Annotated in this window: 19 protein-coding genes; 8 read left to right on the top strand and 11 right to left on the bottom strand. The window is 36.3% G+C overall.

Annotation, left to right across the window (positions count from 1 at the left end; genetic code table 11):
• Nucleotides 1-23: 23 nt before the first annotated feature.
• From ACQVD9_RS01020 to ACQVD9_RS01000, 5 genes are all read right to left on the bottom strand, one after another.
• Nucleotides 24-1,364, bottom strand: coding sequence for a sensor histidine kinase (locus tag ACQVD9_RS01020; RefSeq protein ID WP_264747051.1), 1,341 nt, complete (start codon nucleotides 1,362-1,364; stop codon nucleotides 24-26).
• A 64-nt stretch (nucleotides 1,365-1,428) separates the two neighbouring features.
• Nucleotides 1,429-1,914 (bottom strand): Spy/CpxP family protein refolding chaperone, encoded by a 486-nt coding sequence (locus ACQVD9_RS01015; protein WP_264747050.1) that lies wholly within the window; start codon nucleotides 1,912-1,914, stop codon nucleotides 1,429-1,431.
• Nucleotides 1,915-2,029: 115 nt separating this feature from the next.
• Nucleotides 2,030-2,716: a response regulator transcription factor gene (locus ACQVD9_RS01010; protein WP_264747049.1), complete on the bottom strand. Its 687-nt coding sequence runs from the start codon at nucleotides 2,714-2,716 to the stop codon at nucleotides 2,030-2,032.
• A gap of 9 nt (nucleotides 2,717-2,725) precedes the next feature.
• The gene (locus ACQVD9_RS01005; RefSeq protein WP_264747826.1) at nucleotides 2,726-3,025 is read right to left on the bottom strand and encodes a YciI family protein; all 300 of its coding nucleotides are present in this window, start codon (nucleotides 3,023-3,025) and stop codon (nucleotides 2,726-2,728) included.
• Between the two features lie 2 nt (nucleotides 3,026-3,027).
• The gene (locus ACQVD9_RS01000; RefSeq protein ID WP_264747048.1) at nucleotides 3,028-3,621 is read right to left on the bottom strand and encodes a septation protein A; all 594 of its coding nucleotides are present in this window, start codon (nucleotides 3,619-3,621) and stop codon (nucleotides 3,028-3,030) included.
• Between the two features lie 88 nt (nucleotides 3,622-3,709).
• Between ACQVD9_RS01000 and ACQVD9_RS00995 the strand changes: the two genes are divergently transcribed.
• Genes ACQVD9_RS00995 through scpB form a run of 4 tightly spaced genes read left to right on the top strand, consistent with a single transcriptional unit; the run spans nucleotide 3,710 to nucleotide 6,787 of the window.
• A complete protein-coding gene (locus ACQVD9_RS00995) occupies nucleotides 3,710-4,564 on the top strand; it encodes a PHP domain-containing protein (protein WP_264747047.1) in 855 nt (284 codons plus the stop codon).
• A 21-nt stretch (nucleotides 4,565-4,585) separates the two neighbouring features.
• A complete protein-coding gene (locus ACQVD9_RS00990; RefSeq protein WP_264747046.1) occupies nucleotides 4,586-5,206 on the top strand; it encodes an L-threonylcarbamoyladenylate synthase in 621 nt (206 codons plus the stop codon).
• A gap of 2 nt (nucleotides 5,207-5,208) precedes the next feature.
• Nucleotides 5,209-6,045, top strand: a complete 837-nt coding sequence (locus tag ACQVD9_RS00985) for a segregation and condensation protein A (protein WP_264747045.1) — start codon at nucleotides 5,209-5,211, stop codon at nucleotides 6,043-6,045.
• Entirely contained in the window at nucleotides 6,032-6,787 is a 756-nt protein-coding gene (gene scpB, locus ACQVD9_RS00980; RefSeq protein WP_264747044.1) for an SMC-Scp complex subunit ScpB, read from the top strand. The genes ACQVD9_RS00985 and scpB overlap by 14 nt, the downstream gene beginning before the upstream one ends.
• A gap of 40 nt (nucleotides 6,788-6,827) precedes the next feature.
• Here scpB and ACQVD9_RS00975 read toward each other — a convergent pair whose 3' ends face one another.
• From ACQVD9_RS00975 to rluC, 5 genes are all read right to left on the bottom strand, one after another.
• The gene (locus tag ACQVD9_RS00975; RefSeq protein WP_264747043.1) at nucleotides 6,828-7,070 is read right to left on the bottom strand and encodes an Lpp/OprI family alanine-zipper lipoprotein; all 243 of its coding nucleotides are present in this window, start codon (nucleotides 7,068-7,070) and stop codon (nucleotides 6,828-6,830) included.
• A gap of 156 nt (nucleotides 7,071-7,226) precedes the next feature.
• Nucleotides 7,227-7,466 (bottom strand): Lpp/OprI family alanine-zipper lipoprotein, encoded by a 240-nt coding sequence (locus ACQVD9_RS00970; protein WP_264747042.1) that lies wholly within the window; start codon nucleotides 7,464-7,466, stop codon nucleotides 7,227-7,229.
• Between the two features lie 154 nt (nucleotides 7,467-7,620).
• On the bottom strand, nucleotides 7,621-7,860 hold the full coding sequence (locus ACQVD9_RS00965) for an Lpp/OprI family alanine-zipper lipoprotein (RefSeq protein ID WP_264747041.1): 240 nt from the start codon (nucleotides 7,858-7,860) through the stop codon (nucleotides 7,621-7,623).
• A 170-nt stretch (nucleotides 7,861-8,030) separates the two neighbouring features.
• On the bottom strand, nucleotides 8,031-8,684 hold the full coding sequence (locus ACQVD9_RS00960; RefSeq protein ID WP_264747040.1) for an HAD-IA family hydrolase: 654 nt from the start codon (nucleotides 8,682-8,684) through the stop codon (nucleotides 8,031-8,033).
• On the bottom strand, nucleotides 8,671-9,639 hold the full coding sequence (gene rluC / locus ACQVD9_RS00955) for a 23S rRNA pseudouridine(955/2504/2580) synthase RluC (RefSeq protein WP_264747039.1): 969 nt from the start codon (nucleotides 9,637-9,639) through the stop codon (nucleotides 8,671-8,673). Before rluC ends, ACQVD9_RS00960 begins: the two co-directional genes overlap by 14 nt.
• Before the next feature lie 129 nt (nucleotides 9,640-9,768).
• Between rluC and uvrD the strand changes: the two genes are divergently transcribed.
• From uvrD to ACQVD9_RS00935, 4 genes are all read left to right on the top strand, one after another.
• Nucleotides 9,769-11,928, top strand: coding sequence for a DNA helicase II (gene uvrD, locus ACQVD9_RS00950; RefSeq protein WP_264747038.1), 2,160 nt, complete (start codon nucleotides 9,769-9,771; stop codon nucleotides 11,926-11,928).
• Between the two features lie 8 nt (nucleotides 11,929-11,936).
• Complete coding sequence (locus ACQVD9_RS00945) at nucleotides 11,937-13,157, top strand: hypothetical protein (RefSeq protein ID WP_264747037.1); 1,221 nt, start codon at nucleotides 11,937-11,939, stop codon at nucleotides 13,155-13,157.
• Between the two features lie 341 nt (nucleotides 13,158-13,498).
• Nucleotides 13,499-13,792, top strand: coding sequence for a hypothetical protein (locus tag ACQVD9_RS00940; protein WP_264747036.1), 294 nt, complete (start codon nucleotides 13,499-13,501; stop codon nucleotides 13,790-13,792).
• Nucleotides 13,793-13,917: 125 nt separating this feature from the next.
• Nucleotides 13,918-14,367, top strand: coding sequence for a hypothetical protein (locus ACQVD9_RS00935; protein WP_264747035.1), 450 nt, complete (start codon nucleotides 13,918-13,920; stop codon nucleotides 14,365-14,367).
• Between the two features lie 82 nt (nucleotides 14,368-14,449).
• Here the strand turns inward: ACQVD9_RS00935 and ppa are convergent, their stop codons facing one another.
• Nucleotides 14,450-14,977: an inorganic diphosphatase gene (ppa, locus tag ACQVD9_RS00930; RefSeq protein ID WP_264747034.1), complete on the bottom strand. Its 528-nt coding sequence runs from the start codon at nucleotides 14,975-14,977 to the stop codon at nucleotides 14,450-14,452.
• Nucleotides 14,978-15,019 lie beyond the last annotated feature (42 nt).

Below are 15,019 nucleotides of genomic sequence, written 5' to 3'. Positions count from 1 at the left end.
TTAGATGCAGAGTTAACTATTACTTATTCATTTGAATCAATGGGTAAAATAATTTCCACAAGAAAGCCGCCTTCAGAATGATTGCTAAATACTATTTGCCCATTATGGCTTTCTATTGCTCGACGACTAATAGCTAACCCTAAACCATAACCTTGCGAGGTTTGTCCTGGTACTCTATAGAAGGGTTTACTTAATTGAGTAAGATGCTCTTCAGTAACACCTATACCATAATCCCTAATCACTATATGTATTTTATTATCTTTTTGTTGTGCAGTTATTTCAATGGGTTTGTCAGTTGGATTAAATCGTAACGCATTACGTATTAGATTATCTAAGGCACGTTCTACGCGATCTTCCCAACCATTGATGGTAATTGTTTCAGGTATATTAAGTTTAATTTTTTGATCAGGTGCAGTAATTTTGGCATCTTCTTGTAGTTTCCTTAATAAAGGGGCTAGAGGAATAGCCGTTTTATTGCCTGGTACACTATCTAATCTAGCAAGAGTTAGTATTTCACTAATAAGAGACTCTAGGCGATCACATTCAAGGGATAATCGATTAGAAAGTTTTTCTCTATCTTCATCGTTCGCACGTTCTAAAAGAGCAGTAGTAATTTTTAGACGTGTTAAAGGTGATCGTAACTCGTGAGATACATCACGAAGCAATTGGCGCTGACTATCAATTAAAGCTTGCAAGTGTTCGCCCATCAAACTGAAATCTTTAGCCAGTAAACCAAATTCATCTTTACGATTAGCTAAATTAGTCAAACTATTTTTTTGATACTCTGTACGACCTAAGTCATGCACTGCTCCCCTTAATTTTTTTAAGGGTCTTGTGATTGATAAAGTTAGTAAGATACTAAAAATAGTCAGTACAATAAGAGTAATGGTAATACCACTTACAGGGCGCCATATGCTTTCGCGCTGCCAAGCATTTAGTTCACTGTTAGGTATTCTGTAAATAAATAGATAACTATTACCCGTTTTTGTACTGGTGTATTCTAGGGTTATTTGTCGCCATTGTGGCATAGGCCCTGGAGGATTAGGCGAGTTATGAGTAAAATTACCATTACCTCTCATCATTCGGTGATGACGTGGTGTTACTAAGGTTGTTCCAGATTCTGTTAAGATTTGTATATCAACTCGATATTTGCTTTGGTGCTGTTGTAGAAATTTTCTAGCTGACTCAATGCCTTCATTTTCATAATGATCTACCCATTGCTGTGCTACATTTTTAACAATAGGTAAACGATTTAATATCCAAGTATCTTGGTTAAAAAAGTGACTGAATAATATAGTTAAGCTAACAGTTATAGTGATAGCTAACCAAAAGCTTAAAAAGATTCGCCAGAAAAATGAGCGCACAAAAGTTACCTTCGAAACATAAATGCCCACATTATAGGTGGGCATTTACTAATGGAACAGAAAATTATTTACCTGCTTTACTAGCTTTCCATGCTTGGAACTCTTGCCATTCTTTCATACGTTCATCTTGCCATTTTTGTCTTTCATCAAAGTTTTTTTGTTGCTCTGGAGTCATTGTGGCACGTATTTGTTTACGAGTTTCTTCGCGTGACTTTTGTAACTCATCTGCCATCGCCTTTCTATCTGTTTCAGATAGTTTATTATAGTATTTTTGTTTAATTTCCCAACGTGCTTTTGCCTGCTTTCTCATCATATCTTGCATTTTGTCACGTTGTTCTGGTGATAGGTTATTCATACCTCCACGATGAAATCCACTATGTTTGCCATATCCATTATGTCCAGGGCCAAAATCACCACGAGCACAAGGGCCATTACCATGTCCATAGCCTGCATCGGGGTTTCCGTGACCATAACCAGTACCATGTGGCGCTGCAATTGCTAATGCAGGGATAGCTGCTGTAAGTAATAAAGCTGGAATATATTTACGCATCTTAATTCTCCTAACCTTTCAACAAGGTTGCTGTTTCTGTTATGGTCAGTATAAGCATTTAAAGGTCAAGTACAGTCAGTAGTATGTAAAGAGAAGGTAAAGATTTTTTGCTGAATTAAGTGGCGTAATAATAGCCACGACCACGTAATGATAGTATACGAGGGCTTCCATCAGAGTGAGGGCCAAGTTTTTTACGAAGGTTACTAATATGCATATCTAAACTACGATCGTATAAAGTAAGTTTTCTTCCAAGTGCTATTTGAGTAAGTTCATGCTTATCTATAGGTTCGCCAGGTTGCTTTATCAACGCTTCTAAAAGACGGCTTTCAGAAACAGTTAAAACAGTTTCTACTTCATTAATAGTAACAACCCCGCGTACAGGGCTAAAGTTTAAATCACCTAACTCAATATGGCTTGGTGTGGCTGTATTATGATTAGATGAGCGCCTTAATATAGCTTTTAAACGAGCAGTAAGCTCTCTAGGTTCACAAGGTTTGGGAAGATAATCGTCTGCACCCAATTCAAGTCCTAAAATACGATCTAGTGGTTCACCACGTGCTGAAAGCATTAATACAGGGAGATCAGGGTGATGGGTTCTTAATAGCTTAAGTAAGTCTAGACCATTACCATCAGGAAGCATTACATCAAGAATAACAGCATCGGGTAAAGATTGTGTAGCTAAATAATCTTTACCCGTTTGCGTTGTATGACAAGAGCTAACATCAAATCCTTCTTGAGTGAGCCAGTGGCTTAATAGTTCACAAAGTTCTTCGTCATCGTCTATCAGTAGTAAATTATTCATCCGTAATCACTATGGTAGTACTTTTTTAAAAGGTTTAACGTCTACATTACCATAAACACCCGCTTCACAATAGGGATCGGCATTAGCCCAATCTTGTGCTGCGGCCAATGAATCAAACTCGGCAACAACTAAACTTCCTGTAAATCCACATTCACCTGGATCATTACTATCAACTGCTGGATGAGGACCAGCCAATATAAGGCGACCTTGCTGTTTTAAGTTTTCTAAACGTTCTAAATGAGCAGGCCTTGCTTTTAAACGTAGTTGTAGAGTATTAGGCTTATCTGTTGCAATAATTGCATAAAGCATCATTATTCCTCCGAATTAGAGGGTTGTTCCTCTTCTTTAATATGACGTGATAAATATAGTGCTTGACCAATCATAAAGATAATCGTCATAGCAAGACTACCAAACACTTTAAAGTCTACCCAAATACTATCAAAAGTAAAGGCAACAAATAAATTAGCAGCACCACAAATAATGAAGAAAATAACCCAAGCAATATTAAGTTTTCGCCAAATAGCATCTGGCAGTGTAACTGCCTTGCTCATTAAGCGTTGTACAATAGGTTCTTTACCAATATATTGACTACCTAAGAAAGCTAAGGCAAAAATCCAATTCACAATAGGTGCTTTTAGTTTTATAAAGGTTTCACTATGGAAAGCAAGTGTTAAACCGCCCAATAATAAACAGGCAGCTAGGGTGATCATTTGGCCATTGTCTAATTTTCTTTGTTTTAAGAAAATAGCACCATAAACAATAATGGAAACAATGATAAGTACCGCTGTAGCACTATAAATACCACCCAACGTAAAAGTATAGCCAAACAGTTCTATAGGCCGAGGTTCTATTTTAAATACAATAAAAAATAGGATAAGAGGAATAAAATCTATAAACTGTTTCACGAAAACACAATCCAAAGTGGTTTAAAAAGGGCATAATAGCAAACTTAGCTATTTCCTTCATAGATTATAAATATTTTGTAGTTATTTTATGAGCCAATCCATTGATCTACACAGTCATAGTACAGCCTCCGATGGAGCGTTAAGCCCCACAGAACTGGTATTGCGAGCACATTCTAGGGGAGTTAAGGTATTATCTTTAACCGATCATGATACGATTGATGGTTTAACCGAAGCCATAGCTGCGGCTAACACTGTTGGAATAGAGTTTGTTAAAGGTATAGAGATATCTTGTATTTGGAATAACACCACTATTCATATACTTGGTTATGGTTTTGATGTTTGTAATGCTCGTTTGCAAGAGCTATTAGCTTTTTTAAGAGAGGCTCGGTGGTCAAGAGCAAAACAAATAGCAGAAAAGTTACATGCAAAGGGAATGGTTAATTTATTAGATAAAGCGATTAGCCAGCAACAACAGCAGTTTGCTAGTAATAATGGCCCTGGTCGCCCCCATTTTGCTCGAGCAATGGTTGCTGAAGGATATGTGGATACAACAAAAGAAGCCTTTCAGAAATGGTTAGGAAATGGGAAAATAGGTGATGTTAAACAGCATTGGCCTAGCTTGGAAACAGTTGTAGATATTCTACATAAAAGTGGTGCGTGGGTTAGTTTAGCTCATCCTTGCCAGTATAATATGACACGTACTAAACTTAGCCGTTTATTAAGAGAGTTTATTACCTCAGGTGGTCATGCGATGGAGGTAGTAAATGGTTTTCAGCCTGCAGAACAGGTCGGTAAACTAGCCAATCTAGCAAGAGATTTTGGATTATTTGCAAGTGCTGGCAGTGACTTTCATTATCCTAATACATGGGGTGAGTTAGGGCTATATCGGCCAATGCCAGAAGATTTACCGCCACTTTGGAAAAAGCTAGGTGTATTACACTAATTATTTATTAAGAGGACTCTCGTGAGCCAATTTTTTCAGATTCATGTAGAAAACCCACAACAGCGTTTAATTAAACAGGCGGCTAGTATCATTGAAGGGGGTGGTGTTGTGATTTACCCTACAGATACTACTTATGCATTAGCTTGTTGTATTGGTAATAAAGCGGGAATTGATCGTATTCGACAAATTCGTCAATTGGATGAAAAACATAATTTTACTTTAATTTGTCGTGACCTCTCTGACTTAGGTGTTTATGCGAAGGTTAATACCAGTGCTTTTCGCTTGTTAAAAACGTATACACCGGGGCCTTATACATTTATTTTAGAGGCAACACGTGAAGTGCCTAGAATGTTAATGCATCCAAAACGTCGTACAATAGGCTTAAGAGTACCTAACTTCCCTATTACTCAAGCGTTATTGGCTGAAGTCACTAAACCTTTGTTAACCACCAGTTTAATTATGCCAGGTGAATCGCAACCTATGACAGATCCTTATGAGATTAAGGACTTATTAGAAAATCGTGTGGATCTTATTATTGATGGTGGCATGGGTAATTTAGAGGTTTCTACGGTAATAAGTTTAGTAGATGATACGCCAGAGGTTATCAGGGAAGGATTAGGTGACCCTACACCATTCCAATAATTATGACGATAATTAATACATCTGTCCCTAGTAATCCTCAATTACCACTAGCCTTAGTTTATGGTGAGGCAGTTATTGAGGTTCCACAGGATTTATATATTCCGCCAGATGCTCTTGAGGTTATTTTAGAGGCCTTTGAAGGGCCATTGGATTTATTACTTTATCTGATTCGTAAGCAGAATATAGATATTTTAGATATCCCTGTGGCAGAAATTACCCGTCAATATATGAGTTATGTGGAATTAATGAAGTCAGCACGACTAGAATTAGCCGCAGAATATTTATTAATGGCAGCTATGTTGGCAGAAATTAAGTCCAGAATGTTGCTGCCTAAACTGCATAGTGCAGAAGAAGAGGAAGAAGATCCTCGGGCTGAATTAATTAGACGTTTGCAGGAATATGAGCAAATCAAGGTGGCTGCTGAGGGATTGGATGAAATACCTCGTTTAGATAGAGATATTAAAGAGATACAGTTAGCTGCACCAGAAGCTAAAGCAAGAAAGCTATTGCCAGAAGTTACTTTACAAGAGCTATTGTTGACCGTCTCAGAAGTATTAAAAAGGGCTGAGATGTTTGAACAACATCAGGTCTCAAGGGAAGTTCTTTCTACAAGAGAAAGAATGACAACTATCCTAGAAAAAATAGCAGGTAAGGGATTTGTGCCCTTTATTCAATTATTTCAAGTAGAAGAAGGTAAGCTAGGGATCGTAGTTACTTTTATGGCTATTTTAGAGCTAGTGAAAGAATCATTGATTGATATTATACAAAATGAACCTTTTGCGCCTATTCATGTGAAAGCAAAGATGGCAATGGAGACAGTAAGCTATGAATCTGAATGAGCCTTTAGAGTTAGCAACGCTACTTGAGGCCTTATTATTGGCTCATAATCAGCCCTTGACTATCGATCGAATAGAATCGTTATTTGATGAAGAAGAAAAGCCATCTACAGCACAGATCCATGAAGCTTTACAGATTTTAGCTGCAAACTGTCAGGGTCGTGCTTATGAGCTTAAGGAGGTAGCCTCTGGTTATCGATTACAAGTGCGTAGTGATTTTGCTCCTTGGGTTAGTAGACTATGGGAAGAAAAGCCGCAACGTTACTCAAGGGCACTATTAGAAACCCTTGCATTAATTGCCTATCGACAACCTATTACCCGTGGCGAAATTGAAGATATTCGAGGTGTAGCTGTTAATAGTCAGATTATTAAAACCTTACAAGAGCGTGATTGGATACGTGTGGTAGGTTATAAAGATGTACCTGGTAAGCCAGCAATGTTAGCCACAACCAAAGCTTTTTTAGATTACTTCAATTTAAAAAGTCTAGAAGAATTACCAGCGCTTTCAACTATTAAACCTATTCAGGAAGAATTCCCTATTTTAGTCGAAGAACTATCTGTTGAAGTTGAGCAAAACTTAATAGTGACCAGCGAAGAAGCAATAGAAAATGGAGAAGAACAAGCTCCTCAATCAGAAAAAAGCTTTAAAAATCTACTAGAAGAATGGGACCAAATGGAACAAGGGGTAAAAATTGATTTTTCAGATTTACTACCAGAATCCATCAAAACAGAATCTGAAGAATAAAAAAGCCGATCATCTGATCGGCTTTACAAAACAGTAGTAATTACTTACGACCAGCTTTGTTTAACATACGAGCAGCACGCTCATTAGCTTCATCAGCTGTTTGTTGAGCTTGTTGTGCAGCACTTAATGCTTGTTGTGCAGTTTGTTGAGCTTGTTGAGCTGTAGATTGAGCTTGGTTTGCAGTTGCTTCAACAGAATCTAAACGAGTAGCTTCTTTGCTAGAACAACCAGCAGCTAATACAGCAACTAAAGCTAGAGCAGATGCTTTAAGAATAATGTTCATTAATTTCTCCTAAATAATAGTAAATTTACCACACTTAGAATAATGTCATATTCATTTATACATCAGCAATTATCCAAAAGTCATACTCGAATAACTTATTAGGCAATAAAAAAGCCGATCAGAAGATCGGCTTTTAAAACGGGCTAAAATAATAAATTATTTACGGCCAGCTTTGTTTAACATGCGAGCAGCACGCTCATTAGCTTCGTCAGCTGTTTGTTGAGCTTGTTGCGCAGCGCTTAAAGCTTCTTGTGCAGTTGCTTGAGCTTGTTGTGCTGTTTGTTGAGCTTGTTGTGCAGTTGCTTCAACAGCGTCAACACGTTCAGAGTTGCTTGAACAGCCAGCAGCTAAAACAGCAACTAAAGCTAAAGCAGATGCTTTAAGAATAGTATTCATTGTGTATCTCCTAGTTTTATTTATAACATCATTTTAAAGTACCATTATGCTATTTTTGGTTTTATCAAGCAAATACTTAGCATAAGTGGCAGCATATATTATAGCCATAAAAAAAGCCAATCAAAAGATTGGCTTTAAACTTTTCGCAAATAAATTATTTACGACCAGCTTTATTTAACATGCGAGCAGCACGTTCGTTAGCTTCATCAGCAGTTTGTTGAGCTTGCTGAGCAGCGCTTAAAGCTTGTTGTGCAGTAGCTTGAGCTTGTTGAGCAGTTTGTTGAGCTTGTTGTGCAGTTGCGTCAACAGCGTCAATACGCTCAGAGTTGCTAGAACAGCCAGCAGCTAAAACAGCAACTAAAGCTAGAGCAGATGCTTTAAGAATCATATTCATTGTAAATCTCCTAAATAGATGTTTTTCATAGTTATATAATGGCTTGAGCCATAGTCTTATATTATCAGAAATAGTTTAAATTAACTGATAGTATCCAAAAGATAGCTTAATCTTTTTTTAATAAGCTATCTATATGTTGCAATTTGAACGCTATATTTATAAAAAAGTTCCTAATGACTAATTAAATATTTTGGTAACTCATCAAATTGATCAATAATAGTTAATGGAGAGTAACTTTTTAATGCCTCTACAGATTGTGCTCCATAGCTAACAGCTATGCTGTCCATATTGGCATTATTAGCCATTTGTAAATCAAAAGAAGCATCACCTACCATAACCGCTTGTTTATTATTTAACCCAAAATAATCTAATAATTCATTCAGCATCTTAGGGTTTGGTTTGCCTGCAGTTTCGTCAGCACAACGGGTTGCGTCAAAAAAATTAGTGAGTTCTAAAGCCCCTAGAATACGGTCTAAACCCTTACGGCTTTTACCTGTGGCAATGGCTAATAAATAATCATTTTGTTGTAGTTTTTGTAGTGTTTCTAACACATTTGGATACAAATTTGGTGTCGTTTTCTCCATTTCTACAAAGTTTTTAGCGTAATTTTCTAAATATTCGGTTAATTGTTTAGGAGATAACTCAGGGTAAAGTTTACTTACCGCATTATCCAATCTAAGACCAATAATATTTTTAACGCTTTGGTTATCTAAAACAGGTAATCCAAAATCTTTAGCTGTTACATGAATACTGTTAACAATAAGGTTTATGGAATCAAGCAAAGTGCCATCCCAATCAAAAATAGCTAACTTATACTTTGCCATTTAATTGCTCCAACGTTTTTTCCCATAAAGGCTCAACAGGCGCTTCAACGGATAAGGTCTTATTATCTGGTAAGGTAATAGTCAGCGCATAAGCATGTAAAAATAACCTTTTACCACCTAGATTACGAATAGTCTTAGAAAACTCTTCATCACCGTATTTAGGGTCACCCGCTATCGAATGACCAGCATGTTTAGCATGTACTCTAATTTGGTGAGTTCGGCCTGTAATAGGGCTAGCTTCTACCAATGTAGCAAAATCACCAAAACGTTTTAATACCTTAAATAAGGTTAATGCTTCTTTCCCTTCAGGATTTATTTCAACCATGCGCTCGCCAGAGCGTAGATTGTTTTTTAATAAAGGCGCAGAAACTTTCTTTTTGGCAGCAGGCCAATTACCTCTAACCAATGCCAGATAGCGTTTATCAACACCATCACCTCTTAGTTGGGTATGTAAATGGCGTAACATACTGCGTTTTTTAGCAATCATTAGTAGGCCAGAAGTATCACGGTCTAAACGATGCACTAACTCTAACTCTTTGGCCTCTGGGCGTAATTGGCGAAATGCCTCAATAACTCCAGCACTTACTCCACTACCACCATGAACAGCAATACCTGCTGGTTTATTAACAATAATTAAACCTTTATCTTCATAAACAATGGCTGCTTCTAAGCGCTCTAATAAGGGTTGAGCAAAAGGTTCTTTTTCTGTTTTTTCAGCTAAACGTAATGGCGGAACGCGAACAATATCACCAGCTTGTAATTTATACTCAGGTTTAATACGCCCTTTATTAACCCGTACTTCCCCTTTACGTAAAATACGATAAATAAGACTTTTAGGAACGCCTTTTAATTGCGTGCGGAGAAAATTATCAATACGTTGCCCTGCATAAGAAGGGGATACTTCTAACCACTGCACCGCTGTCTGGTTAGGTGTAGTAGTTGAGGCGTCTGTCATAATGGTTACCTGAAATAAAGCGAATTTAAAAAAGCTATTTTAACAGTTTGTGAAGAGGCTTTCCTAATAAACACCGTTTTAATTAATAAGTTTCTTATCTTAGTACCATAACTAGGGTAAAATAACTAAATGATTGACGATATTTCTTTTCTAATAGACTCTCTAAATGATGCTCAACGACAAGTGGTAGCTGCACCACTCGGTCAGCAATTAGTATTGGCTGGCGCTGGTTCAGGTAAAACACGGGTATTAGTGCATCGTATTGCATGGCTTATGCATGTAGAGCAAGCCTCACCATTTTCTATTTTAGCGGTAACTTTTACCAATAAAGCTGCTGCTGAAATGCGCGGACGTATTGAAAGCCTATTGAAACAACCCACTCAAGGCATGTGGGTAGGTACTTTTCATGGTCTAGCACATCGTTTATTGCGCAATCATTGGCAGGAAGCAAAGCTAATTCAAAACTTCCAAGTTTTAGATAGTGATGACCAATTACGACTAATCAAACGGGTATTAAAAGATTTAAATATCGATGACCAACGTTGGCAAGCCAGAGAAGTACAATGGTTTATCAACAATAAAAAAGATCAAGGTATTCGACCAAGTGGTATTCAAATATTTGGTGATGTCTATATCTCTACTATGGTGCAAGTTTATCAAACCTATGAAGAATATTGTGAACGTGCAGGTGTAGTTGATTTTGCTGAACTGTTACTGCGTGCCCTTGATTTATGGCGTGATAACCCAGAATTACTAAAACACTACCAACAACGTTTTGCTCATGTGTTAGTAGATGAGTTTCAAGATACCAATGCAGTGCAATATGCATGGTTAAAAATACTCGCCAAAGGTACTAAAAGTTTAATGGTAGTAGGGGATGATGACCAATCAATCTATGGTTGGCGTGGCGCTAAGATTGAAAATATCCAATCCTTTACCGATGATTTTCCAGAAGCAGTAACCTATCGCCTAGAACAAAACTATCGTTCAACCAATACTATTTTAAAAGCAGCCAATGCACTGATTGATAATAACCAAGGTCGTTTAGGTAAAGAGCTTTGGACAGAAGGTAATGAAGGCGACTTAATCGCTTTATATGCAGGCTTTAATGAACAAGATGAAGCTCGTTATATTTTAGAGCGAATCCAAGAAGCCCATAGAGAAGGTTTTAACTACCAAGAAATTGCTATTTTATACCGTTCCAATGCCCAATCCCGTGTATTAGAAGAAAATCTATGGCGAGAAAGTATACCCTACCGTATTTATGGTGGTTTACGTTTCTTCGAGCGAGCGGAAATTAAAAACGCTTTAGCTTATTTAAGGCTTATTCGTTCTAAACAAGATGATAGTGCGCTTGAGCGTATTATTAACTTACCTACCCGTGGTATTGGTGAAAAAACCATTGAACAAGTAAGGCAACTGGCTCGTGAATTAAATATCTCTTTATGGCAATCCCTTAAAGAAATTATAGCGAATAAAGGTGTACCTGCTAGAGCCTGCTCAGCACTCAATAATTTTGTGTTATTGATTAATCGCCTAACCGATGAAATAGAACCATTAAAATTATCAGAACAAATAGATTTAGTGATTAAACAATCGGGTTTATTAGAATTTCATCGTGCAGAAAAGGGTGATAAAGGTGAAGCTAGAGTAGAAAACTTAGAAGAATTGGTAAGTGCAGCCAGTGCTTTTGAACATGATGGAGAACTAGAAGAAAACACCACCCCATTAGGTGCATTTTTAGATCATGCAGCCCTTGAAGCAGGGGAAAAACAAGCAGGTGATGGCGAAGACTGTGTACAACTAATGACCTTACATAATGCCAAAGGGTTAGAATTCCCCTTAGTATTTTTAACAGGTATGGAAGAAGGGCTATTCCCCCATCAACGTAATATAGAAGATATTGATCGTTTAGAAGAAGAACGTCGCCTAGCCTACGTAGGTATTACCCGTGCTATGCAACAACTCGTGTTAACTTATGCTGAAACCAGACGACTGCATGGTAATGAAACCTACAATAGAATCTCCCGTTTTGTTAGAGAAATCCCAACTGATTTACTACGAGAAGTGAGACTATCAGGCTCAGTAAGTCATCCATTTACTCAACAATCATCAAATCAAGAATCAACAGGCTTAAGCCTAGGGCAACGTGTACTACACCCCGTATTTGGTGAGGGAGTAATTCTCAATGCCGAAGGCTCAGGCGCTCATACCCGTATCCAAGTAAAGTTTGATAATGAAGGCAGTAAATGGTTGATTTTAGCGTTTGCTAAGTTACAGGCTATTTAAAAAGGCTAATGATGAAAGTAATTTTAAATAGACAATCAGGATTTACAGAATACTTACCATTGTTTTTAATGGGAAAACGAGGACGTATTCTTTCAGAATTAGCAGAGGAAACAGAAGATTTCTTATTAAATGTGGATAGTGAAGAATATATATCTTATAAATATAGTCAAGGACATATAGAATTACTAGGCTTACAAGAAGATAGACTAGAGTGTTCTATAGATTGTAAAGAAGTTTCTATGAGGGATGGAAAAAAGAGTAAACAGAATGTATTAAGGTTTCATCTTCCATATAGTGGGAATATTGAGTTATTAATGCATAGATGTTCAGATTTAGATTGGTGGATGATGAATATATCCGTTGAGTTTTTTAAGGGTGAGTGTAGTTTTGAAGTTAATGATTATATAGGAAAAAGTCCAAATGAAATTGAGGAAATAAGGATAAAAGTAATTGAGGAAATAAAATACCGGATTAAGGGTATTAATAATAAAGTTAAAGAATATAATGCTTGTTTAAGAGAAGAAATAAAAAAGGATTTTGAGCAAAGAAAAAATAATATTCTTGAGTTAAGGAATAGATTTTCTTCATTGGGCATCCCTATTAGGAAAAAAGATAATGTATCCTCTACTTTTACTATTCCTAAACCTGAGTTAAGAAAACCTATTAATGTAGAAAAACCAGTAGTAAAAAATACTGATTTTGAGCCAGAACCAACCTTAGATAATAGAACATATAAAGAAATTTTAAAATTAATCCATGATGTTGGAAAAGAGTTTGAAAGATTACCCTCATTATATAAAGATAAAGAAGAAGAACATTTAAGAGATCATTTTTTGATGATGTTATCCCCAAATTTTCAAGGGAGTACTACAGGGGAAACGTTTAATAAGAAGGGTAAAACAGATATTTTACTACGTTATGAAAATACTAATGTTTTTATTGCAGAATGTAAGTTTTGGACAGGAAAAAAGGGATTTTTAAATACAATTACTCAGCTACTAGGTTATCTTACGTGGCGAGACTCTAAAGCTGCTATCATAATGTTTGTATCAAATAAGGATTTTTCTAGCGTATTAAATACGGTTAGGAATTCAATCAACGAACATCCTAACTATATAAGGTTTGATAATAAACAAGATGAAACATGGTTTAATTATACGTTTCATATAAATGGTGATAAAAATAGACAAGTAAAATTAGCAGTTATGCTCTATCACTTACCTAAGTAAGAATAAAATTATTTTTATATTTCCTTTATTTATCAATCATAAATAATCTTCACTTTTATTTTACCTAATCCAATAAAAAACTTGCTCACCCTATTAGCTAGTCTTACAATGAAAATGCTATAGCAAAATCTATAGTACGGGCTTGGCAGCCCGTTTACGCTCGGCCGCAGCTAGTCACTTAGTCTGCGCGGATCAGTTCGTCTGTATTTTTTATGGCGGGCTGTGTACGGGACACTCTTCGGAGTGTGCCGATTTCCGAGCGTATCGGTCTGCCAACCTGTACACAGTTCCGCCTCCCTAATTATTAAAAAGGGAGGCTCACAAGGATACAGAAGCAGGCAATGACTAAACCCTCAAAATTTCCCCGTTTTATTCCCTTAAGTCCAGCCTCACAGGGTAATAGTGAAAATGTTTTATATTACGATGCTAATGCACCTATGGACGCCATTTATGAGTGCGCCAGTGCAAGACTACAAGCTATTCTTAATCTACTAGATATATTGCATGATTTTAAAGGCTCATCTCCTAATAACACAGCAGTACTGTCAGTGGTTGCTAGCTATTTATTAAATGATGCTAATACGTTATTTGAGGCATTAAGCTCTTTAACATTAGAAGTTGAAAAAGATGAATAATCGTTATAAAGGGCTTATTAATAAGCTCTTTTGTAAACAAGTTCTCTTTGTATACTTAAAGAGTTAGTTATAATAGTCAACTATTCAAAGAAAGTTACTAATTAATAAAAAAAGGTAGATTTAATATGGAATTAAAAAGAGTACTAAAATTAGTTAACGATTCTTTTTTATTTATACTATTTTTATTTATCATAAGTCATAGCAATTTGTATGCACAAACTAGTGATGATACAAATTCGTCTTTAACCGAGACTTTAAAAAGTGTAGCTGAAGAAATGAATAAAAAACTTCCTATGTGTATAACTAGGAATATAACTTTAATAAGCTTAATGGCCGATAAAAATACACTTATTTACAATTACTCTTATACAAAGTTATCTTCAGAAGAAAGTAAAAAAATGTATAGGGATATCAAAGAAGAATTAGAGTCAAAAACAATACAGTTTCAGTGTTTATTTGACAGGAAAGTTAATCCATTAAATAAAGGTACAATAATAACCAATTTCTATGGTAATGATAACCAACTAGGCTATAGTATTAAAATTAATAAAGTAGATTGTGATAATATTAAGTGAGCAATATTAAACTATTGATTATATAGTAATAAGATAAATAAAAGGCTAGTAATTACTAGCCTTTTATTGTTTTGATAAACCATTATTTTTTGTAGTTAGCGACTGCTTTTTTAATTTCTTCTTTAGCAGCATTTGAGTCGCCCCAGCCTTCTAATTTAACCCATTTGCCTTTTTCTAGGTCTTTGTAGTGTTCGAAGAAGTGTTTAATTTGGTCTAGGAGTAACTGTGGTAAGTCTGAACACTCTTTAACATTGTTATAAAGAGGTGTTAGTTTTTCATGAGGAACAGCTACTAATTTGGCATCACCACCTGCTTCGTCAGTCATATTTAATACGCCAATAGGACGTGCACGAATAACTGAGCCAGCCGCTACTGGGTAAGGGGTAATTACTAGCACATCTAATGGGTCGCCATCGTCTGCTAGGGTGTTAGGAATATAACCGTAGTTAGCAGGGTAGAACATGGGGGTAGCGATAAAACGATCTACAAATAAGGTGTCTGAATCTTTGTCGATTTCGTATTTGATAGGGTCGTGGTTAGCTGGGATTTCAATTGCTACATAGATATCATTAGGGATATCTTTACCTGCTGGGATGTCACTATAACTCATTAGGTTGCTCCAAGTTATCAATAAAGTTAGTTAATAATAAGG

Source organism: Entomomonas sp. E7T21, assembly GCF_058693955.1.
This window is presented reverse-complemented; position numbering and strand designations above follow the sequence as displayed.

Coding starts and splice junctions, on each gene's coding strand:
- ACQVD9_RS01015 (WP_264747050.1), bottom strand. CDS start 1,914: ATGCGTAAATATATTCCAGCTTTATTACTTACAGCAGCTATCCCTGCA.
- ACQVD9_RS01010 (WP_264747049.1), bottom strand. CDS start 2,716: ATGAATAATTTACTACTGATAGACGATGACGAAGAACTTTGTGAACTA.
- ACQVD9_RS01005 (WP_264747826.1), bottom strand. CDS start 3,025: ATGCTTTATGCAATTATTGCAACAGATAAGCCTAATACTCTACAACTA.
- ACQVD9_RS00995 (WP_264747047.1), top strand. CDS start 3,710: ATGAGCCAATCCATTGATCTACACAGTCATAGTACAGCCTCCGATGGA.
- ACQVD9_RS00985 (WP_264747045.1), top strand. CDS start 5,209: ATGACGATAATTAATACATCTGTCCCTAGTAATCCTCAATTACCACTA.
- scpB (WP_264747044.1), top strand. CDS start 6,032: ATGAATCTGAATGAGCCTTTAGAGTTAGCAACGCTACTTGAGGCCTTA.
- ACQVD9_RS00975 (WP_264747043.1), bottom strand. CDS start 7,070: ATGAACATTATTCTTAAAGCATCTGCTCTAGCTTTAGTTGCTGTATTA.
- ACQVD9_RS00970 (WP_264747042.1), bottom strand. CDS start 7,466: ATGAATACTATTCTTAAAGCATCTGCTTTAGCTTTAGTTGCTGTTTTA.
- ACQVD9_RS00965 (WP_264747041.1), bottom strand. CDS start 7,860: ATGAATATGATTCTTAAAGCATCTGCTCTAGCTTTAGTTGCTGTTTTA.
- ACQVD9_RS00960 (WP_264747040.1), bottom strand. CDS start 8,684: ATGGCAAAGTATAAGTTAGCTATTTTTGATTGGGATGGCACTTTGCTT.
- rluC (WP_264747039.1), bottom strand. CDS start 9,639: ATGACAGACGCCTCAACTACTACACCTAACCAGACAGCGGTGCAGTGG.
- uvrD (WP_264747038.1), top strand. CDS start 9,769: ATGATTGACGATATTTCTTTTCTAATAGACTCTCTAAATGATGCTCAA.
- ACQVD9_RS00945 (WP_264747037.1), top strand. CDS start 11,937: ATGATGAAAGTAATTTTAAATAGACAATCAGGATTTACAGAATACTTA.
- ACQVD9_RS00940 (WP_264747036.1), top strand. CDS start 13,499: ATGACTAAACCCTCAAAATTTCCCCGTTTTATTCCCTTAAGTCCAGCC.
- ACQVD9_RS00935 (WP_264747035.1), top strand. CDS start 13,918: ATGGAATTAAAAAGAGTACTAAAATTAGTTAACGATTCTTTTTTATTT.
- ppa (WP_264747034.1), bottom strand. CDS start 14,977: ATGAGTTATAGTGACATCCCAGCAGGTAAAGATATCCCTAATGATATC.